Source organism: Acinetobacter sp. ANC 4654, assembly GCF_002135425.1.
In the GTDB taxonomy this organism is placed as follows: Bacteria; Pseudomonadota; Gammaproteobacteria; order Pseudomonadales; family Moraxellaceae; genus Acinetobacter; species Acinetobacter kyonggiensis.
In genome coordinates, this window is the sequence record NZ_NEGL01000016.1 from 28,085 (window position 1) to 48,674 (window position 20,590).

Genomic DNA, 20,590 nt, shown 5'->3' on the forward strand with positions numbered 1-20,590 from the left:
TTAAACCCGTTGAATAATGAGCGCGATGCCTTGACCGACGCCAATACACATTGAACATAAGGCGTATGTTCCACCTGTGGCTTCAAGTTGGTTCAGTGCTGTAGTGACCAACCGCGCACCCGATGCACCGAGTGGATGACCCAGAGCAATTGCACCCCCATTGGGATTGACTTGTGTCGAACCATCGGCAATGCCTAAATCACGCGTCACCGCTAAAGCTTGAGCGGCAAAAGCTTCATTCAGTTCAATCACATCCATTTGCTCAAGGGTTAAACCGGTTTGCGCCAAGAGTTTTTTGATTGCAGGTGCAGGTGCAAAGCCCATGATACGCGGTTCAACACCGACTGTGGTTGCGCCAATAATTTTGGCACGGGCTTTTAAACCGTACTGTGTAATCGCCTCATCCGATGCAATCAATAACGCGGCTGCACCATCATTAATGCCCGAAGCATTGCCCGCCGTCACTGTACCGTCAGCTTTCACCACAGGTTTCAGCTTGGTTAAGACTTCAAGTGTGGTGACACGTGGATGTTCATCCTGAGCAATAACCACAGGCTCGCCTTTACGCTGCGGAATAGATACAGGAATAATTTCTTGTTCGAAGAAACCACGCGCTTGAGCTGTTGCGGTGCGTTGTTGACTGCTGAGCGCAAACTGATCTTGATCGGCACGATTAACATTGAACTGTGCTGCCACATTTTCAGCGGTTTGCGGCATGGTTTCGACACCATACAGCGCTTTCAATTTTGGATTGATAAAACGCCAGCCCATGGTGGTGTCTTCAAGTTTCTGCGCACGACCAAAAGCCGTTTCAGCTTTACCCATCACCAAAGGCGCACGGCTCATGCTTTCTACACCACCAGCAATAATTAAATCTGCTTCACCAGCTTTAATGGCACGCGCGGCCATCGCAATCGCATCCAGTGATGAACCGCATAAACGATTCACGGTGGTGGCAGGCACTTGATACGGCACACCAGCAAGCAGTGCCGACATACGACCGACATTACGGTTGTCTTCACCCGCTTGATTGGCACAGCCGTAAATAATGTCATCGACTAATTCCCAGTTCACCGATGGATTACGTTGCATCAGCGCTTGAATTGGAATTGCACCCAAGTCATCGGCACGAATAGCAGCGAGACCGCCCGCATAGCGACCAAATGGGGTACGAATCGCATCTACGATATAGGCATTTTTCATTTTAAATCTTGTCCTTTAATCCATGTCTGGCTAAATTCGAGCAATTCACTATAAGTATTTCGCGGTGGCGACATGGATGTCGCCTCGTTGAACAGGGAGGCAAGGATGCCTCCTCTGTTTAACAAAGATTTTTGTTACTTTTCATCTTTGAAAAGTAAGATAATCGCCTATACAAAAAGCTTCTAAACATTGTTGTAATTTGCGGCAGTGCTCATCTTACGAATTAGTCGCATCAATCAGCGTTGCACCCGTCATCGCCTGCAATTCTGCAAAGCTTAAACCGTCCACTTTCTCAATCACTTTCATCCCTTCAGGGGTGACATCAATCACACAGAGGTCGGTATAAATACGATCGACACATTTTAGGCCAGTGGCAGGATAAGCCAGTTCAGCGACAATCTTCGGTTCACCTTTTTTAGTGACATGATCGGTGGTGATAAAAACTTTTTTCGCACCGACGGCTAAGTCCATGGCACCACCCACCGCAGGAATCGCATCCGGCGCACCGGTATGCCAGTTGGCCAAGTCACCATTTTCAGCCACTTGGAATGCACCCAGCACAGCGATATCGAGGTGACCACCACGCATCATCGCGAAGGAATCTCCATGATGGAAATAAGCGCCGCCTTGCAGCAAAGTCACAAATTCTTTACCGGCATTGATTAGTTCAGGGTCTTCTTCACCTTTGGCAGGTGGTGGACCAAAGGCCAACAGCCCATTTTCAGAATGTAAAAAGACATCTTTGTCTGCAGGCAAATAATTGGAAATCTTGGTCGGTAAGCCAATGCCGAGATTGACATAGGCACCATCTGGAATGTCTTGTGCAACACGTTCAGCAATTTGGTCACGGCTTAATTTGGTATAACTCATTTTGTAATCCTCAGGCCTTAAGCAGATTGTTCAAGTTGTTTAGTGCCCACAGCAACCACGTGTTGAACAAAAATCCCTGGGGTGATGATATGTTCTGGATCTAAAGCACCGAGTTGAACCACTTCAGCAACTTGCGCGATGGTGACATCCGCTGCCATGGCCATGATGGGACCAAAGTTACGTGCCGATTTGTTGTAGACCAAGTTACCCCAACGGTCGCCTTGATGGGCTTTAATCAGGGCAAAGTCGGCTTTAATGGGGTTTTCCAGAACGAAGTCTTTGCCTTCATAATTGAGCGTTGCTTTACCTTCAGCCAGCAATGTACCAAAGCCTGTAGGCGTATAAATTGGACCGAGTCCCATACCTGCCGCTTGAATCCGACAAGCCAGATTTCCTTGAGGCACCAGTTCTAATTCAATTTTGCCAGCACGGTAGAGTTCATCGAAAACCCAAGAATCGGATTGGCGTGGGAAAGAACAAATGATTTTACGCACAGCACCGGTTTTTAACAGTTTGGCCAAGCCATAATCGCCATTGCCTGCGTTGTTGTTCACGATGACTAAGTCTTGAGTACCCAGCTCAATTAAGCCATCAATCAGTTCAGCAGGCTGACCTGCTGTACCAAAACCACCAATCATGATGGTGGAGCCATCTTTAATTTGGGATAAGGCTTCGGTTAACGAAGCAGCGCTTTTATCAATCATAATGTTTCCTAGACAAGTGTTTGCCCATTAACTTTTTGAACTTTGAGTTGAAGGCAGAGCAGTGGTATTCGGTTCGCGTTTAGTCAAAAATAAATGTGCAACAACACCGATACAAATGCCCCAAAAGACTGAACTCAGCCCTAAAAAATGCATACCCGATGCGGTAGCAAGGAATGTAATTAGGGCTGCATCACGATGAGATTCATTTTTCATCGCAACTGAAATATTGGTTGCAATTGCACCGAGCAGAGCAAGCCCTGCTAATGCTGCAACGAGTTCTTTAGGCAGTAAGCTAAACAACATGACAATGCTGCCTGCAAATAAACCGCCTAAAATATAAAAAATACCGTTGGCAATACCGGCGATATAACGCTTTTCTTTGAGTTCGTGTGCATCTTTACCCATACATAACGCGGCAGTAATGGATGCAAGAACAATGGTAATGCCACCGACACAAGCGACCGCAAGCGATGCAATACTGGTTGCCGTGATAATGGGTTTAGCAGGGGTGTCATAACCACTTAATTTCATGATCGCCATACCCGGTAAAAACTGTCCAGAAAGGCTGACTAAAATAAGAGGAATGGTAAGATTCAGGGTTGAATTCCAAGTCCATTCGGGTGCAATAAATTGTGGAATCGCAAGGGTGAAATTGACATCGACAGGATTCATTTTGCCTAAAAATAGACTCAATACTATTCCTGAAATAAGTACCCAAACCATGGCATAGCGCGGCACTAAGCGTTTGGCAACCAAAAATACCATTAACATGCCAAAGACAATTATTGGCATGGTATCTGTAGCCGTAAACAGCCCTAAACCAAACTGAAGAAGAATGCCTGCCATCATGCCAGCTGCGACATCTTGGGGAATCCATTTCAATAGTTTGTCAAAACAGCCGGTAATCCCGATTAGAAAAATGACCACAGCAGAAGTGATATAAGCTGCTACGGCTTCATTTAAAGAAATATGCGGAAATAGCGTGACCAGTAAAGCTGTTCCGGGGGCAGACCAAGCGGTAATTACAGGCACTTTGTATTTAATCGACAGAAAAATACCAGCTGCCGCAGCGCCTATTGAAATTCCCCAAATCCATGAAACCATCATGGCATTTGAGACTTCTGCTTTTTGGGCAGCTTGGAAAAAGATAATTAAAGGACCAGCGTAGGAAATCAGTACTGCCAAAAATCCTGCGACAGTGGCTGAAATTGACCAATCTTCTTTTAACGTTTTGAACAGGGTTGCCATTGGGCTATTGCCTCCATGCTTAGAATTCAATGCACCTGTTGATCTTTGATGAAATCAGGTTTAACCCTGATCACCACCACCTACAGGAACCACCGTTCCTGTTATATATGAAGATTCATCTGAAGCAAGGAATACAATGGCGTTGACCTGTTCCTGAATACTGCCGTAACGGCCCATAAAAGTTCGATCAATAGTCTGATCAACCACTTCTTGCATCCATTGTTGTTCATTTTCAGAAAGTGGGCTGGCATTACGCGGTACTTTACGTGGTGGTGCTTCAGTTCCACCTGTTGCAATGGCATTGACACGAATGCCATCTTTGGCATGTTCAAAGGCGAGGGAGGCGGTTAAACCATTGACCCCACCTTTCGATGCTGAGTACGGCACACGGTTAATGCCACGTGTTGCAATAGAAGATACATTTACAATCGTACCTTTCTGATTTTTAATCATTTCAGGTAAAACTGCGCGGCAACACCACATGGTCGGGAACAATGAACGATTCACTTCCTTAATAATTTCCTGTTCAGAAAACTCTTGGAAGGGTTTCATCCAAATTGCACCACCAACATTGTTAATCAGGGCATCGACACGACCATACGTTGCAATGGCTTTTTCAACCACTGATTGTGCGCCTGCAAAGGTTTCTAAGTCAGCATTGATGATGACAGCATCACCACCCGCCGCTTGAATTTCAGCAAGCACTTCAGCCACATATTCAGATAAATCCGCCATGACCACTTGTGCACCTTCCGATGCCACTTGCAGGGCAACACCGCGACCGATGCCTTGAGCGGCACCCGTCACAATCACGACTTTATCTTTAAATCTTTGACGATCAGACATTTGAATTCTTCCCTTAATTAGTTGGCAGAGAATTTTTCAAATAAGAAGCTTGCCGGTTTAACACCTTCAGCATCGAGCCAACCGCGTACTGCTTCCACCATAGGCACTGGACCACATAAATAGATATCGACATCACCGTTATTTAACCAATCATTTTCAACATGACCCGTGACATAACCTTTACGTTCATGTACAGATTCTGGATTTGCTACTACAGTACGGTATTCAAACCAAGGGAATTTTGTTTGCAGTTCATTTAGTTTTTCAATTGCCACCAAGTCAAAGTCATTGGTTACACCAAAAACTAAGCGGACAGGGTGCTCTGAACCTTTTTCTTCTAAAACTTGTAGCATCGACATGAAGGGCGCAATGCCTGTACCACCTGCCAACATAAGAACTGGACGTGTCACTGGGCGTAAATAGAAACTACCAAATGGACCAGCGAACGTCATTTTATCGCCTGCTTGGGCAGTGGCACTTAAAAATTCACTCATTTTGCCATTTGGTACGTTACGTACCACAAAACTGGTTAAACGATTACCCGGTTTAGAGCTAAAAGAATAAGAACGCGTTTCTGTAGTATTTGGCAGTCCTACATTTACATATTGACCAGCTAGGAAGTGAACGTCAGGTTGACCTTCATCGAGCTGAATATCAAAAGTGATGGTTGAATCTGATAATTTTTCAACACGTTCAAGCGTACCGTGGAATTGGTGAATTTCTGTTTTGCATACTTCAGAAGAGGCTTGAATTTGAAATACAGCATCAGAAGTCGGGCGGCACTGACATGCTAGAACATAGCCTTCAGCGGCTTCTTCAGGTGTTAATGCATCTTCAATATAAGTTTCTTCAGGCATGTCAAACGAACCTGATTCACAAAAAGCACGACACGTTCCACAAGCTCCATCTCGACAGTCCAAAGGAATATTGATTTTTTGACGGTAAGCAGCATCAGATAAAGTTTCGCCTTGAACGACGCTGATAAAACGTGTAACGCCATCTTCAAATTGAAGTGCAACATTAAGGTTTGACATGGCTAGAATCCTATAAATATTTAAAACTGGTGTTCTTCTTCAGCCAATTTTCCATTTGACTGAAGAATTTTTGTTTGTTCTTTACAAGTGGTAGATATCAATCACTTGATTGATATAATCATTTTTAAGTACCACATATTTATTGACGATTTTTGGTTCTGCGCCAGAAAAATCGATGACATAACGTGACATACCGAAATAGCTGTAATTGGTCTTATAACGGAAACTGAGCGTATTCCAGTTAAAACGAATCGTAACTAAATCACCGTTTTGTTCCACAATCTCAATATTGCAAATATTGTGGCTAGTACGGGTATCAGGCATGGTTGCAGAAGAACGTTCAGTCTTAATACGGAATACGCGGTCTTCCAAACCTTGACGGTCTGGGTAATAAATCAAAGAAATTTCAGACTCAGGATCTTCTGTTAATTTGTCATCATCATCCCATGCTGGCATCCAAAATTCTGCAGATGGTGCATAACACTGTAACCAGTCATCCCATTGCTCATCATCCAGAAAGCGTGCTTCTTTGTAGAGGAATTGAGCAATATTTTCTAAAGTCATCGCGCTCATGCGTTTTCTCCTTCAGTTGCAGCAAGTTCTTTTTCAGAGGTAATCGCTTCTTTCATTAGATGTAACCAATGTTCATGTTGAGCAAGGTATAAACCTTCATCTTCAGTTTTAATCCCTGAAAGTTTTGGTTTTAAACCAATTTCATTGGCTGCATCATCTGGACCTTGAATCCAATGTTTTGCACCACGGCTCATATCGTTCCATTCAAGTGCAATACCAGCATAACCTGCTTGGCAAGCACGGAATTCTTCTAAGTCATCTGGAGTAGCCATACCTGAAGCATTGAAAAAGTCTTCATACTGGCGAATACGACGTGTACGTGCTTCTTTGTCTTCACCAATAGGTGCAATACAGTAAATGGTGACTTCAGTTTTGCTCGGAGACAGTGGGCGAAGTACACGAATTTGAGAACCAAACTGATCCATGAAATATACATTTGGGTAAATACATAGGTTACGAGAACGCTCGATCATCCATTTTGACATCGCAGCGCCGAATTTCTCGGTATATTCTTCTGCTTTAGGGAAGTTTGGTCGGTCTTCTGGATTTGCCCATTGCGTCCAAAGGAGCATGTGACCATTGTCAAAACCGTATGAACCACCGCCTTGTTTACCCCAAGAACCCGCACTCATGGCACGAATATTATCGGTTGCTTGAGCTTCTTTACGGTGTTGAGTGGTGGCTGCATAGTTCCAGTGTACGGCAGAAACATGGTAACCATCGGCACCATTTTCAGCAGTTAATTTCCAGTTACCTTCATAAGTATAGGTAGACGCACCACGTAAAACTTCAAGACCTTGATCAGACTGACCCACAATCATATCGATAATTTTTGTCGCTTCGCCAAGGTATTCTTGTAGTGGAGGAACATCAGGGTTTAAGCTGCCAAATAAAAATCCTTTATAGTTTTCAAAACGGGCAACTTTTTTTAAGTCATGTGAACCGTCTTGATTAAAGCAATCTGAATAGCCAGCATCAGAAGGATCTTTTACTTTTAATAATTTACCCGAGTTGTTAAATGTCCAACCGTGGAATGGGCAGGTGTAGGTTGCTTTATTGCCTTTTTTATGACGACAAAGTTGTGCCCCACGGTGTGAGCATGCATTGATCATTGCATTAAGTTCACCTGCACGGTTACGTGCGATGATGATCGGCTGGCGACCCATATGGGTCGTGTAATAATCATTATTATTTGGAATTTGGCTTTCATGTGCCAAGTACACCCAGTTGCCTTCAAAGATGTATTTCATCTCTAAATCGAATAGGGCCTGATCTGTGAATACTGAACGATGAAGTTTAAATTCACCAGTTTCATAGTTTTCAACAAGTAACTCATCAATGCGGTCGAGATGGCTGGTATTAATTACAGGGATACGAGGCATGTCCGTTCTCCAACTTTCCAAATTTAGGCAAGTCCCCGAAATGTCATTAAATTGACATCTCGGTTCCTTATCATAAGATCATTAAGCGCTTGCGCGGCGACGTTCAACTTCAGTAGAAGGTGCAGTTTCAGCATCTTTTACCAGTTCAACATTGAACTGAATGTGTTTGAATGCTTTGTCTAAACCGCGACGTGCAATTTCAGCTTCATCCGTTACATCTTCAGCGGTAGCGACTAAGCCTTCACGGGTTGCAAATGCAAAGTCATCCCAAAGATATTTATCGCCTTCAATATTGAATTGCGTAGTTAACTTACGGTAGCCCGGTGCAGAGACAAAGTAATGTACGTGAGAAGGACGATTACCATGACGGCCAAGTTTGTCTAGAACAAATTGAGTCGTACCTTGTGGCGGGCAACCATAGCCAACGGGCATTGTGGTTTGCGCAACATATTGACCCGCTGCATCACTTAAAATAGTACGACGTAAGTTGAAGTCAGATTGTGATTTATCGAAGAATGAATAGTTACCTAAGCTGTTGGCATGCCAAACTTCAACTTTAGCCCCTTCAATAAGGTTGCCTTCAGTATCTGTTACTGTACCTTCGATAAATAAAGTCGAAATTTTATCTGTTTCTGAACCATCATCCATACGCGCAAAGCCTACAGACTCAGGTGCACCCGCAACATATAATGGACCTTCAATGGTACGTGGTGTACCACCCGTAATCCCTGCTTTCGCATCTGCTTCGTCTGCACGAAGGTCAAGATAGTGCTCAAGACCCAAGCCAGCAGCCAAAAGACCAAGCTCATTGGCTTGACCCGCATCGGTAAAGTACTCTAGACCTTTCCACAATTCTGTTTGTGAAATATCCAGATCTTCAATCGCTTGGAAAAAATCACCCAATAAACGAACAACGATCTGTTGTACACGTGCATCGACAGGGCCTGTCGCTGTATCGACATTCATTTCTTTAACAAGCGCATCAATTTGTTGACGGTTCATACTAATTCTCCTTAAGTATGTAATCTATTTGGGGTGGCTAGCTTTCTCATCCTTTTGACTACGAGAAAACATTAGCTGCCACATCCTTGTTGAGTTACCGATTGGTATTGCTTTTATTTAAAAGTGACTCTGTTTGATACAGTACACTTTCATTGTAAAAATCAGCTGTCATCTTCACGGATTGAAGAAGGGTGGCGGTTCAATGCCATCACTTCAATTTCCATGTACGGATACAATGGAAGTCCCTGTAAAATGCTATGCAGTTCTTCATTGCTTTCAACATCAAAAATACTGGTATTTGAATATTGACCTGTAATACGCCAGATATGACGCCACTTACCTTGGCGTTGCAAATCTTGTGAATAGGCTTTTTCAATCGCCTTGATTTCATTGGCTTGATCACTTGGCATATCCAGTGGAATGTTTACATTCATACGTACTTGGAAAAGCATGTTGATTTCCTTCAATTACTGACGACGTAAATTGTCAATTTTGTTTAAATCAAGTTCGATACCCAAACCAGATACCGTTGGCAGTACCAACTCATAGTTTTGATATTGAAGTGGTGTTTTTAAAATTTCTTCAGTCAACAGTAATGGGCCAAATAATTCTGTGCCATACGCTAAGTGATCAAAGGTTGAAAAAACATGCGCTGAAGCAATTGTGCCGACTGGACCTTCAAGCATGGTGCCGCCATAAAGATCGATGCCTGCAAGTTTGGCAATTTTTCCAACTTCGCAGCCTTCAATTAGACCGCCAGATTGAGCGACCTTCACCGCAAATACAGATGCACCATTATTTCGTGCGATTTGGTAAGCGCTGTGTGGGCCATTTAAGGATTCATCTGCCATAATGGCAATATCAAAACGACGCGTTAAACGCTGCATTGCATCTAGGTTTTCAATTGCACAGGGTTGTTCAATCAGATCAACGCCACCATCTTGTAACGCTTGAATACCCTTAATGGCTTCAAGTTCTGACCATGCACGATTGACATCGACACGAATAGAAATCTCTGAACCTAAGGCTTGTTTAATGGCTAAAACATGAGCGACATCATCTTCAACTGGGCGTGATCCAATTTTAAGTTTAAATACGTTATGACGTTTCAACTCAATCATTTTTTTGGCTTCGGCAATGTCTTTTTCCGTATCACCCGATGCAAGCACCCATAGAACGGGAACACTATTGCGTAAACGACCACCCAAAATTTCGCTTAACGGTAGATCTAAACGCTGTGCTTGAATATCAAGTAGGGCAGTTTGAATCGCACATTTAGCAAAGCGATTACCATTAATGTTACGTTTAATGGTTTGAATTGTTTGTGCAAAATTTAAACCTGAAAGTGATTTCAATAAAGGTGCAAAATATGTCTCGATATTTGTTTTTACACTTTCTGGGCTTTCATCACCGTATCCCAACCCACCAATCGTGGTCGCTTCGCCCCAACCTGTAAAACCATCGGATGTCGTTACTTTTACCAGTACTAATGTTTGGGTTTGCATGGTCGCAACCGCCATTTTATGCGGGCGGATGGTTGGAATTTCGACAAGCAATGTTTCTATAGATTTATACATCTTTAGCCTTCTCAATCTTGCTTTGTGTATCTCTTGTGGTATACCTTAAAAGAATAAACATTTACTGTCGAAGATCAAATTTGCATTTTATTATGCTTATAAGGTATGGAATATTATGGAACTGAGACATCTACGTTATTTTGTAGCGGTTGTAGAAGAGCAGAGTTTTACTAAAGCAGCCGAAAAACTGTTTATTGCTCAACCTCCTTTAAGCCGACAGATACAAAACCTTGAAGCAGAGCTGGGAATACAGCTTTTTGAACGGGGAAGTCGTCCATTATTAACGACTGAAGCGGGTCAGTTTTTTTATCAGCACGCTGTTAAACTTTTGTCTAATGCTGAAGAAATTAAAGCGATGACTAAGCGTGTAGGCATGGTCGAAAAAACTGTAACGATGGGTTTTGTTGGTTCTTTGCTTTATGGACTATTGCCCAAAATCGTCTATTTATTTCGTCAGCAGCAGCAACATTTAAAAATTGAGCTGATTGAAATGAGCACTAAAGAACAAATACAATCACTTAAAGAAGGTCGTATAGATGTCGGTTTTGGTCGACTACGAATTTCGGATCCCGCCATCAGACGTATACTTTTGCGAGAAGAGCCTTTAATGGTGGCGGTACATGCGAGTCATCCACTGGCTTTGCAAAAGGCAGGGGTATATCTGACAGATATCGTTGATGAAAAATTATTTTTATACCCAAGCCACCCTAAACCTAATTTTTCTACGCAAGTCAGATCACTTTTTTCTGAATATAGTTTAGATCCAAAAAATTTAAAAGAAGTCCGTGAAATCCAGCTCGCACTCGGCTTGGTTGCCGCTGGTGAGGGGATTTGTATTGTGCCTGAAAGTGCTAAAACCATTCAGCTATCACATTTGCACTATATTCCATTACTTGATGATGCTGCTGTCAGTCCAATCTTTTTGGCAATACGCAGTATGGATGAGAGTGAAGATATTCGTTCATTATTCGACTGTATTTATCAGGTTTATGATCTAGAAGCGATTAAATATGATCGTGCTGTTATTTAAAAACAGACGGCAATGCGCCCTCAGTTTTAGTCTAGTAGTCAGCACGTCTAAACCATAATTTTTAAAAAAGACCTGTCCATCAAGTCGCATGATTTGATGGGCAGGTCTTTTTTTATACCAAATAAAGCTCGATTTTATTTTTTTGATATTTTTAAAGTATTGTTTTTCTAATTAGAAAATTAAACACGAACTTTTAAGGTATGAATATATATGTAATCGGTTTTGGACAAAAAAAATGCTTTGCCTCATTCTTTGCTCAATCTAAAGATTCATATGCAGGAGCGCAAAGTGAATACCAATAAACTGAACATCAATACTTTAGTGGATGAAGCCAAATTTACCCCTTTTCATTGGGGCGTACTTATTTGGTGTTTAATGATTATTATTTTCGACGGTTATGATTTAGTCATTTATGGCGTAGTTCTACCGATCCTCATGCAAGAGTGGGCATTAACGACAGTACAAGCTGGATTGCTTGCCAGTACCGCGTTATTTGGAATGATGTTTGGTGCCATGAGTTTTGGTACGCTTTCAGACAAACTCGGTCGTAAAAAGACCATCATGATTTGTATTACTATTTTTAGTGGTTTTACTTTCCTCGGCGCATTTGCAACCACACCTACAGAATTTGGAATATTACGTTTCTTAGCAGGGCTAGGAATTGGCGGGGTCATGCCAAACGTTGTGGCACTCATGACTGAATATGCACCTAAGCGTATTCGCAGTACTTTGGTTGCCATTATGTTTAGTGGTTATGCTATTGGTGGTATGACTTCAGCATTATTAGGTGCTTGGTTAGTACCTACTTATGGCTGGAAAATCATGTTCTATATTGCCAGTATTCCTTTGTTTACTTTACCGTTAATTTGGAAATACCTGCCTGAGTCACTGATGTTTTTGACCAAAAAGGGTGAAACAGAACAGACGCGTGCGATTGTGCAAAAAATTGCACCAGAACAAAAGCTGACTGCGGAAACCACATTTGTTTTAAATGAAGCAACAGCTGGTGATGATGCCCCGCTACGTGCTTTATTTCAGCAAGGTCGTACGTTTAGTACCTTAATGTTCTGGGCTGCATTCTTTATGTGCTTGCTTATGGTGTATGCATTGGGAAGCTGGTTACCAAAACTGATGATTCAAGCAGGGTATTCGTTAGGTGCAAGCTTAATGTTCCTATTCGCACTTAATATTGGCGGTATGGTTGGTGCGATTGGTGGCGGAGTTCTAGCAGATAAATTCCATTTAAAACCAGTGCTCACGACTATGTTTACTGTCGGTGCGATTGCGCTTATTTTACTGGGTTTTAATAGCCCGCAAGCTGTGCTTTATACCCTTATTGCCATTGCTGGTGCCGCAACGATTGGCTCGCAAATCTTACTTTATACCTTTGTTGCACAGTTTTACCCAACAGCCGTTCGCTCTACAGGGATGGGCTGGGCTTCAGGTATTGGTCGTATCGGTGCAATTGTTGGACCCGTTCTGACCGGTGCCTTATTAACCTTTGAACTTCCACATCAAATGAACTTTTTGGTCATCGCCATTCCCGGTGTATTGGCAGCGATTGCTATCTTCTTGGTAAATTTAAAAGCTTCTGTAGATGGTCAAACCCACGTGCAGCAAAGCATTCAAACGCCATCACTAGAACGTAAAGTGACGCAGTAATTTTCAATATAGACAATAGTCTAGGTGATATAGATCGCCATCGTAGCACTGGTGATCTATTGCTAGAATCTTGTTGAACAATCATAAGTATTGTCGAATAATCATAAGTGAGTTTAGGATGAACACCACGCAATTAACCCAACCAACAGTAAAACGTAACCTTATGATGAGCATGATTGCTTTAAGTATGGGCGGTATGAGTTTATCAACTCAAGCGCAAACCCAACTACCAAGCAAGCAGAGTCAAGAAGTTGAACAGCTAAGACAAGAAGTCCAAGCTTTACGTGAGCTTATTGAACAACAAAAAGTACAGACAGCGCAGACTGCAACTGCTATTGCAGAGGTTCAACGCCCAGCGCCTGTGGCTATAGCACCTGTACTAAAAACTGCCAAAGGTGCCGAGCTTAATTTTTACGGAAATGTTCGTTTAGATGCCTCTTATCAATCTGAAGGTGGCGGTAATGTCAATATGCCGTACAATCAAATTAATTCGGTGCCACTGAAAGGAAATGCTGAAAACAGTGATCGCTTAAAATCGACATTGGCTGCTACCCGTTTAGGTGTTGATTTTAAAAGCCAAGTGGCTGATCAAGAAGTAAAGGGTAAAATTGAGGTGGATTTTCTGGGGGGAGCAAGCCTTGATAATTTACGTATCCGTCATGCTTACTTAACGTATGCCGACTGGCTCATTGGTCAAACTTGGTCAAATTTTGCAGTGCCTGATTATATGCCTGAAACCATAGATGCATTGGCATATGTTGGTGGGGCTGTGAAACGTACTGCACAGGTGCGTCATACTACTAAATTTACCCCACAAACCAATTTGGTTATGGCACTTGAAGACCCGAAAGATGCTTCAATTACGCAACGTCTACCTGCTTTAACTGCACGTTTAAATCATCAATTTGCCAACAACTTTAATGTTAGTGCGCGTGCCATGGGGCATGAAAAAAGAACCAATACAGATGAAGAAATGGCATGGGGTGTCGGTTTAGGGGCTAAATATGAAGTGGTTCCGGGAACAACTTTAAAAGCAGACTACTACCATGTCAAAGGCGATAGCAGTTTTGTTTCATTTACCAACAGTGGCGTAGTGACACAGGCGGACGGTAGCCTTGTACAAAGTGAGTTTGATTCGATTACTGTCGGTCTTACTCAGCAGTTTAATGAAAAACTGCGTGGTACTGTCGGTTATGGTTATATGACTTTTGATGAAGATCCAAACTATATCAATGCATTAGCGGATAAGACCAAAGCCAATAAAGACTTATGGCAAGCTTGGGCAAATGTTTTTTATAGCCCAAGCAAGCCTTTAAGTTTTGGTCTTGAATATGTCTATGGTGAACGTGAAGCATTTGCTGCTGCGCCAAATGGTAGCAAGACAGGTGAAGATAATCGTGTAAATGCAGTTGCCATTTATAACTTTTAATATTTTGTAATTGCTAAATAAAAAAGCCTCTATTTGAAAATAGAGGCTTTTTTATATGAATTATCTTTTAGATTTTATCGATACATAAAAATTAGACAACTTGCATAAATCAAAAAATGTTCAATATTCGATTCTTTAAAATCAGTACTGCCTCATTTGATTGCTTCAATTTTTATGCCTTTGCGTAGGCATTAGCTTTACTTTTGAAAGGTCAAAATGAGGAGCACTGCTACGCAAGAAAAACCTTTTGTTTCCCATACACGACATCCTGAGCCAGTTTTAAGTACTGCTTTAAAATGCAGCGCAAGGATGGGAAACGTGTGGCATCCATGCCACACCCATCAATCTAACACCTGCCAAAATTTATTTTTAATTTTGGTTTTACGAACGACTTGTATTGATTAAAAAATAACTTATGAAAGAAGCCTATTATTCTGTAACTTCTACAGTTAAACCATAAGTAAAGTTTTCAGTGGCTGGTTTTTTTGTTGCATCAGGATTTGCTTCTGGGTAAGCCGTGGTAATTAAATAAATACCTGCTTGATCGAATTTAATTTCCACTTCGCCTTTAGCATTGGTTTTCACATGCGGCTGTTCGCGTTTTGCATTTGGCTCATAACTGCCTGCGCCTTTAAATACATCTACTTCAAGGTTTGGAACAGGTTTCCCATTCATCAACACCTGAGCTTTAAGTGACTCACCTGCATATAATTCGTTTGGATGAGTCAATAATGTGAACTCAAAGCCTTTTTTACTTGGTACTGGAATAGCAGTAGGTTTGCCTTTAGTGACATAACTTTCAGCAATAAAATGATTGGTCACTTCAAGCGTTTGTGCATTTGCAGGAACTTGATCCGCTGCAATCATGCGTGGTGGTTGAGCATTGACTGATGCTTTTGGTGTTGCGGCTGTTTCAGCAGGTTTATCCGCAGGTGCTTGCATTGGAGCGCGAACTGGGCGGACACGCAACCAACGACCATCAACCAATGCATATTTACCATTATTACCCACTGCATCTTGTGTGCGGATACGGTAAGTCCCTTCTTTAGGTAAATCAAATTCTGCAATATTAAAGCGTTTTAACGCAGCAGCAGCATTGATCGGTTTTTGTTGACCATCAGGTTCAGTAATGACATAAGTAGTTTTAAAATTATTTCCTGCAACAAAGAATTTTTCTATCGTGATGCCACTTTGGAAAGTTATGCTTTGCGCTGCTTTGGTGTCAAACACTTCAGGAAGTAGAAATGGACTCATGGTATGTGCATGACTAAGTACAGGTAATGACGTAAGTAAAGCAATTTTGAACCAATGCTTCATTGTTTGAGACTCCAGATCAACTTTATTTAATAGAATGCACGTAATCTACTTGATAACTACTATCATTATCAATAAAATTCATTAAAAATATTCCGGAGAATCAGCATGTCATCTGCTGTTAGAAATTTTTATCCTATTCGTAAGGCATTTCGTCTTTCGCCATTGGTTATGGCGTTGGCACTGATTTCTCCTTTTCACACAAATGCTGCTGAGCAAAGTGAAAAAGTAGAACAATCAGAACAGATTGCAACACAAACACATCATTTCCATCGTGACCATATATTGGGTACGTCTTTAGATGTGGTGGTTCAAGGGGCTTCTAAGCAAGATGCCAAACGTGCTGTAGATGCTATTCAAAAAGAAATTAGCCAGTTAGATCAGGTGTTGTCGACTTGGCGTGATGACAGTGAAATTACGGCTTTAAATAACAATAAACAGGCGAATGTTTCAGCAGAACTTTTTGAAGTGATTGCAGCTTGTGAAACTTGGCGTGATAAAACTTGTGGTGCTTTTGATGCACGATTGGGGCAACTCATTACCTTGTGGGAACAATCACAAGGTGTGGTCAAACTGGATGAAGCAACTCGTATACAAGTGTTAAATCAGTTGCAATCTGACAGTGTCAAATTAGATGCAGAACAGCGTAGCATCGCAATTGATTCAGCAGTGAAATTTGCACCTGATGCCTATGCGAAAGGTTACATTATTGACCGTGCATTGGTTGCAGCACGTCAAGCGGTACCAAGCATTGAAGGTTTGTTGGTTGATATTGGGGGTGACATCCGTGTTTGGGGTAATGCACCGCAAAAAGAGGGATGGAAAATTGGGGTACAAGATGCCTTTGTACACAATGACAGCAGCGTGCCACTACAAGTCTTGAACTTAAATGATCAAGCCATTGCATTTAGTGGACAGGGCTATCGTACATTGGCAGGACAAAGCCATTTGCTTGACGCAAAAACTGGTATGCCTTTACAACACGTTGAACAATGTGTCGTGGTCGGAACGTGTGCCGCAGATGCCGATGCTTTAGCCACAGCATTAGCTGCAATGACACCATCAGAAGGCTTAGCGTTGATTGAGGCACTTATTGGTTATGAAGCGAAAGTAACTTTAACCGATGGGAAAGTGCATCAAAGTTCGGGCTGGAACAGCTTGGTTCAAATGCCGCAAAATGCAGAAATGCGAACTGTTGCAGCGAGTCAATCCGCAGCTAAATGGCCAGCAGGCTATCAAGCCGTGATTGACCTGACCATTCCTAAAATGGATGTGGAAAAATACCGTGCGCCTTATGTTTCGGTATGGGTGACTGATGCCAATAAGCAAATTGTCCGTACATTGGCAGTTTGGGGTAAAGACGAAAAATGGATCAACTCCAACTATGTATGGTGGCGCCGTTATGGTCGTCAAATGCCAAACTTGGATGCAACGGCTAAACCATCACGTCAGCCCGGTCAGTATAAGTTGGCTTGGGATGGTAAAGATGAAACAGGTAAAGCGGTAGCAGCAGGAAAATATCTGATTCATATTGAAACATCACGTGAGCATGGCGAACATTCTTATCAAACCTTTGCTTTGGATGTAAAAGCCAAAGGTTCAAACCAAACATTGCCTGCACAAAAAGAAATTGGTGCAGTCAAACTCAATTTTCAGAAAGTGAACTAAGGCTGAATACGTGTATCAACGTCGTGATTTTTACCGCCATTCACGTTATGTGCATGGCTGGCTTTCTGCTTTCGCATTTCTGACTTTACTGTTTTTTTCTGTGACAGGATTATTGTTAAATCATCCTGAGTGGTTTGAACCTGCGAAAACAGAAGAAACAACGAAATTGATTTTACCTGAGTCCATTTTAAAGTCGATCAAGCAGCAAGAAAACCCAAGCGATGCTATTTTAAATTACGTGCGCCAACAGCAAAATATGGTGGGACGTTACCAAAGTAGTGAAGTGATGGACAATGAAGTGATGATTCGCTTAGAAAGTCCTGCTGGCGCGACAGATATTTGGGTTATGGCAGATACAGGTGAAACGGAAATTACTCAAAAACCAGCTTCAACAGTCTCTATGCTGAATGATTTACATCGTGGTAAAAATTCAGGTTCGGCTTGGAGCTGGCTCATTGATATCAGTGCTATTGTTGTGATCGCATTGTCTTTAGTCGGCTACATTCTATTTTTAAGCATTAAAACCCGCTTGGTTACTCATCTTGTGCTTACTGCTGCAAGCTTAGCGTTGATTATTTTGCTGATTTGGTCTGCGGTATAGGTAATATCATTTAATGACATATTCTGTTGCTGTGATTTTAATTGCATTAGCGAGCTTACTGGTGCTTTATGTCGTGATTATTGCTTACCTGATTCTAAGTAATCGTTTAAACAATCGTAAGCAAAAACAGCTAGCGACTTTCAAGCAAAATGATTATTTGATAGTTTTCGCCAGTCAGTCTGGTCAGGCAGAGAATATTGCTCATCAGACGGCACAACAGTTACACGCTGTGGGACAAAAGGTCAGCCTTGTCGATATGCAATATTTGACAGTAGAACAATTGTGCCAAGCTCAGAAAGTGCTGTGGTGTGTGAGCACCTATGGTGAGGGCGATGCGCCTGACACTGCACAGTCCGCAATCAAGCACATCTTTCGCCATGCAAATTTAGATTTGTCACATCAGTCTTATGCAATTTTGGGTTTAGGGGATAAACGCTACACACATTTTTGTCGTTTTGGACAAGTTTTAGATCAATATTTACAGCAGCACCATGCTCAAGCTTTATTTGAAATGGTGTGTGTCGATCATTTAAAACAGGCCGATTTAGATTGCTGGCTCAAACAATTAGAACAGTTAAGCGCTCAAAAATTATCTCGAATAGCACAGCAGCATGATTGGACTGCATTGATTTTAAAAAATCGAACTTGTCTCAATCGTGGCAGTCAAGGTAATCCAATTTACCAAATTCAACTATCCTATGACAATGCTCTAAACTGGTCATCTGGGGATATTCTTGAAATTCAATGTGGAAATTCACTTAAAGAGATACAGTACTTTTTAGCAGCACAGCAACAAACAGTGAGTGAAAATTTAGTTGCGATATTGCAGTTTAAAGATTTAAGACAATTACCCGAGCAAGGTCTTAATGAATCTTTTCAAGATTGGATTTTGGGCTTTGCTGATTTAGCGATACGTGAATATTCTATTGCTAGTATTCCTGAACAAAAAATATTGGAATTGGTGGTACGACAGGAAAAAACAGCAACTGGTCTCGGTTTAGGTTCAGGCTGGTTAACCGAACATGCTGTACTTGGGCAAATGATTACTGCAAAAATTCGCTCCAATCCAGCATTTAATTTAAAACAGAATCATAAGCCTTTAATTTTGATTGGTAATGGAACAGGTATTGCTGGTTTAGTTGCTCATTTGGCGCAACGACAACAGCACGGCAACCCACAGAACTGGCTTATTTTTGGTGAGCGTCAACAGCAATTTGATCATCTTTATAAACAGCAGATTGAGCTGTCGCAAGAACAAGGTTTTTTACCTGAAGTGGACTATGCTTTTTCCCGTGATCAAGCCGAAAAAGAGTATGTGCAGCATATTTTACAACAGAAATCGGAACAGCTTGTAAATTGGATAGAAGCGGGTGCCGCAATTTATGTCTGTGGTAGCTTAAAAGGAATGGCACAAGAGGTGGAGAAAACTTTGATCAATATTTTAGGTGCAGAACAACTAGAACAGTTAAAGAAAAACAAGCGTTATCAACGTGATATTTATTAACAAACTTAAATTAAGTAGCATTCAGCACAGTGAAAATTAAGATACTTGATTTGTTAAATATCAATTAAGCACTTTGCGTATTCATTTATCTATGCTAATTAAGCAATATTAATTTAAATAATGACGATAGGTTTTAAAAAATGAGTCAAGTAGACCAAAATGTCTATCAGAATTCAGTAGCTCCAATTCATAATCGACTTTTTTTTCGTTTATTTCAGGCCAGCAATACCTTAGATCGCCAATGTCAGAAAGAATTAGGTATTTCATCTATACATTGGGCCGTTTTGGGGGCTTTATCACGGCCATCAGTTAAGACGGGCATGTCTTTTTCTGACTTAACCAATTATTTAGGGGTTAGCCGACAAAGTTTGGATGGCGTATTAAAGCGTCTTGAACGCGATGGGGAAGTTCAACGTATTAGCGATACACAGGATCGTCGGGTTAAAAATGTAGCCCTCACTGAAAATGGTCAACACGCATGGGTACAATTACAACTTAAAGTTGCTGATTTTTATCAACAAACTTTCGAAGGTTTTTTATTTGATGATATGGTGGCGCTTGCTCATTTAATGAACAAATTAAATGCCAGTATTGCGAAAGTGAATCTGACGGATTTAGAGGTAAAATAAAACCTGATCGACTATAGCTCCCCAAATATATTGATTCTTTTTTCATACCAGCTAAATCTTTTAGATTTAGCTTTTTATTTGGCAGAGTTATCACAATTCACAGAGAAAACTGCTCATCGAGCAAATCATTATTCTACTAAACGATAATAACTATAACTGCATATTCAATCTATTAAAATGTAGTCACGTGAAATTTCATTTATTATTTCCATGTTACTTTTCTTTTTTTAATTCATCTAAGCAAATTCATTAAAAGATGTCTTAAATGTGATCTGTTTAAATCGTTATTATTTATCAGTTGAAATCTGTAAATA

General features: G+C 41.4%; 19 protein-coding genes. 7 read left to right on the top strand and 12 right to left on the bottom strand.

Annotation, left to right across the window (positions count from 1 at the left end):
• The 11 genes from pcaF to B9T24_RS16345 all read right to left on the bottom strand — a co-directional run bounded on the left by pcaF (position 1) and on the right by B9T24_RS16345 (position 10,439).
• The gene (gene pcaF, locus B9T24_RS16295; RefSeq protein ID WP_086166757.1) at positions 1-1,203 is read right to left on the bottom strand and encodes a 3-oxoadipyl-CoA thiolase; all 1,203 of its coding nucleotides are present in this window, start codon (positions 1,201-1,203) and stop codon (positions 1-3) included.
• A 216-nt stretch (positions 1,204-1,419) separates the two neighbouring features.
• Positions 1,420-2,073: a 3-oxoacid CoA-transferase subunit B gene (locus tag B9T24_RS16300; protein ID WP_086166758.1), complete on the bottom strand. Its 654-nt coding sequence runs from the start codon at positions 2,071-2,073 to the stop codon at positions 1,420-1,422.
• A 17-nt stretch (positions 2,074-2,090) separates the two neighbouring features.
• Positions 2,091-2,777: a 3-oxoacid CoA-transferase subunit A gene (locus B9T24_RS16305; protein WP_086166759.1), complete on the bottom strand. Its 687-nt coding sequence runs from the start codon at positions 2,775-2,777 to the stop codon at positions 2,091-2,093.
• 27 nt (positions 2,778-2,804) lie between these two features.
• Positions 2,805-4,025 (bottom strand): benzoate/H(+) symporter BenE, encoded by a 1,221-nt coding sequence (gene benE / locus B9T24_RS16310; RefSeq protein ID WP_086166760.1) that lies wholly within the window; start codon positions 4,023-4,025, stop codon positions 2,805-2,807.
• A 60-nt stretch (positions 4,026-4,085) separates the two neighbouring features.
• Positions 4,086-4,871 (bottom strand): benzoate diol dehydrogenase BenD, encoded by a 786-nt coding sequence (gene benD / locus B9T24_RS16315; RefSeq protein WP_086166761.1) that lies wholly within the window; start codon positions 4,869-4,871, stop codon positions 4,086-4,088.
• Positions 4,872-4,888: 17 nt separating this feature from the next.
• Complete coding sequence (gene benC / locus B9T24_RS16320) at positions 4,889-5,905, bottom strand: benzoate 1,2-dioxygenase electron transfer component BenC (protein WP_086166762.1); 1,017 nt, start codon at positions 5,903-5,905, stop codon at positions 4,889-4,891.
• A gap of 81 nt (positions 5,906-5,986) precedes the next feature.
• Positions 5,987-6,478, bottom strand: coding sequence for a benzoate 1,2-dioxygenase small subunit (gene benB, locus B9T24_RS16325; RefSeq protein WP_086166763.1), 492 nt, complete (start codon positions 6,476-6,478; stop codon positions 5,987-5,989).
• A complete protein-coding gene (gene benA, locus B9T24_RS16330) occupies positions 6,475-7,860 on the bottom strand; it encodes a benzoate 1,2-dioxygenase large subunit (protein WP_086166764.1) in 1,386 nt (461 codons plus the stop codon). Before benA ends, benB begins: the two co-directional genes overlap by 4 nt.
• Before the next feature lie 81 nt (positions 7,861-7,941).
• Complete coding sequence (gene catA / locus B9T24_RS16335; protein ID WP_086166765.1) at positions 7,942-8,862, bottom strand: catechol 1,2-dioxygenase; 921 nt, start codon at positions 8,860-8,862, stop codon at positions 7,942-7,944.
• 161 nt (positions 8,863-9,023) lie between these two features.
• The gene (catC, locus tag B9T24_RS16340) at positions 9,024-9,314 is read right to left on the bottom strand and encodes a muconolactone Delta-isomerase (protein WP_086166766.1); all 291 of its coding nucleotides are present in this window, start codon (positions 9,312-9,314) and stop codon (positions 9,024-9,026) included.
• 15 nt (positions 9,315-9,329) lie between these two features.
• Positions 9,330-10,439: a muconate/chloromuconate family cycloisomerase gene (locus B9T24_RS16345; RefSeq protein WP_086166767.1), complete on the bottom strand. Its 1,110-nt coding sequence runs from the start codon at positions 10,437-10,439 to the stop codon at positions 9,330-9,332.
• A gap of 115 nt (positions 10,440-10,554) precedes the next feature.
• Here B9T24_RS16345 and B9T24_RS16350 point away from each other — a divergent pair, with 115 nt between their 5' ends.
• The 3 genes from B9T24_RS16350 (at position 10,555) to B9T24_RS16360 (ending at position 14,560) form a co-directional block, all read left to right on the top strand.
• Positions 10,555-11,469 carry a LysR family transcriptional regulator gene (locus tag B9T24_RS16350; RefSeq protein ID WP_086166768.1) on the top strand — a complete coding sequence of 305 codons (915 nt, stop codon included), beginning with the start codon at positions 10,555-10,557 and terminating at the stop codon, positions 11,467-11,469.
• Positions 11,470-11,757: 288 nt separating this feature from the next.
• Positions 11,758-13,131: an MFS transporter gene (locus B9T24_RS16355; protein ID WP_086166776.1), complete on the top strand. Its 1,374-nt coding sequence runs from the start codon at positions 11,758-11,760 to the stop codon at positions 13,129-13,131.
• A gap of 118 nt (positions 13,132-13,249) precedes the next feature.
• Complete coding sequence (locus B9T24_RS16360) at positions 13,250-14,560, top strand: DcaP family trimeric outer membrane transporter (protein WP_086166769.1); 1,311 nt, start codon at positions 13,250-13,252, stop codon at positions 14,558-14,560.
• Positions 14,561-14,989: 429 nt separating this feature from the next.
• Here B9T24_RS16360 and B9T24_RS16365 read toward each other — a convergent pair whose 3' ends face one another.
• Positions 14,990-15,877 carry a DUF4198 domain-containing protein gene (locus tag B9T24_RS16365; RefSeq protein WP_086166770.1) on the bottom strand — a complete coding sequence of 296 codons (888 nt, stop codon included), beginning with the start codon at positions 15,875-15,877 and terminating at the stop codon, positions 14,990-14,992.
• Positions 15,878-15,982: 105 nt separating this feature from the next.
• Here B9T24_RS16365 and B9T24_RS16370 point away from each other — a divergent pair, with 105 nt between their 5' ends.
• From B9T24_RS16370 to B9T24_RS16385, 4 genes are all read left to right on the top strand, one after another.
• The gene (locus B9T24_RS16370) at positions 15,983-17,542 is read left to right on the top strand and encodes a DUF2271 domain-containing protein (protein ID WP_086166771.1); all 1,560 of its coding nucleotides are present in this window, start codon (positions 15,983-15,985) and stop codon (positions 17,540-17,542) included.
• Positions 17,543-17,552: 10 nt separating this feature from the next.
• Positions 17,553-18,143, top strand: coding sequence for a PepSY-associated TM helix domain-containing protein (locus tag B9T24_RS16375; RefSeq protein ID WP_086166772.1), 591 nt, complete (start codon positions 17,553-17,555; stop codon positions 18,141-18,143).
• A 13-nt stretch (positions 18,144-18,156) separates the two neighbouring features.
• The gene (locus tag B9T24_RS16380) at positions 18,157-19,647 is read left to right on the top strand and encodes a sulfite reductase subunit alpha (RefSeq protein ID WP_086166773.1); all 1,491 of its coding nucleotides are present in this window, start codon (positions 18,157-18,159) and stop codon (positions 19,645-19,647) included.
• Positions 19,648-19,787: 140 nt separating this feature from the next.
• Positions 19,788-20,276 (top strand): MarR family winged helix-turn-helix transcriptional regulator, encoded by a 489-nt coding sequence (locus B9T24_RS16385; protein ID WP_086166774.1) that lies wholly within the window; start codon positions 19,788-19,790, stop codon positions 20,274-20,276.
• Positions 20,277-20,590: the final 314 nt, after the last annotated feature.

Coding starts and splice junctions, on each gene's coding strand:
- pcaF (WP_086166757.1), bottom strand. CDS start 1,203: ATGAAAAATGCCTATATCGTAGATGCGATTCGTACCCCATTTGGTCGC.
- B9T24_RS16300 (WP_086166758.1), bottom strand. CDS start 2,073: ATGAGTTATACCAAATTAAGCCGTGACCAAATTGCTGAACGTGTTGCA.
- B9T24_RS16305 (WP_086166759.1), bottom strand. CDS start 2,777: ATGATTGATAAAAGCGCTGCTTCGTTAACCGAAGCCTTATCCCAAATT.
- benE (WP_086166760.1), bottom strand. CDS start 4,025: ATGGCAACCCTGTTCAAAACGTTAAAAGAAGATTGGTCAATTTCAGCC.
- benD (WP_086166761.1), bottom strand. CDS start 4,871: ATGTCTGATCGTCAAAGATTTAAAGATAAAGTCGTGATTGTGACGGGT.
- benC (WP_086166762.1), bottom strand. CDS start 5,905: ATGTCAAACCTTAATGTTGCACTTCAATTTGAAGATGGCGTTACACGT.
- benB (WP_086166763.1), bottom strand. CDS start 6,478: ATGAGCGCGATGACTTTAGAAAATATTGCTCAATTCCTCTACAAAGAA.
- benA (WP_086166764.1), bottom strand. CDS start 7,860: ATGCCTCGTATCCCTGTAATTAATACCAGCCATCTCGACCGCATTGAT.
- catA (WP_086166765.1), bottom strand. CDS start 8,862: ATGAACCGTCAACAAATTGATGCGCTTGTTAAAGAAATGAATGTCGAT.
- catC (WP_086166766.1), bottom strand. CDS start 9,314: ATGCTTTTCCAAGTACGTATGAATGTAAACATTCCACTGGATATGCCA.
- B9T24_RS16345 (WP_086166767.1), bottom strand. CDS start 10,439: ATGTATAAATCTATAGAAACATTGCTTGTCGAAATTCCAACCATCCGC.
- B9T24_RS16350 (WP_086166768.1), top strand. CDS start 10,555: ATGGAACTGAGACATCTACGTTATTTTGTAGCGGTTGTAGAAGAGCAG.
- B9T24_RS16360 (WP_086166769.1), top strand. CDS start 13,250: ATGAACACCACGCAATTAACCCAACCAACAGTAAAACGTAACCTTATG.
- B9T24_RS16365 (WP_086166770.1), bottom strand. CDS start 15,877: ATGAAGCATTGGTTCAAAATTGCTTTACTTACGTCATTACCTGTACTT.
- B9T24_RS16370 (WP_086166771.1), top strand. CDS start 15,983: ATGTCATCTGCTGTTAGAAATTTTTATCCTATTCGTAAGGCATTTCGT.
- B9T24_RS16380 (WP_086166773.1), top strand. CDS start 18,157: ATGACATATTCTGTTGCTGTGATTTTAATTGCATTAGCGAGCTTACTG.
- B9T24_RS16385 (WP_086166774.1), top strand. CDS start 19,788: ATGAGTCAAGTAGACCAAAATGTCTATCAGAATTCAGTAGCTCCAATT.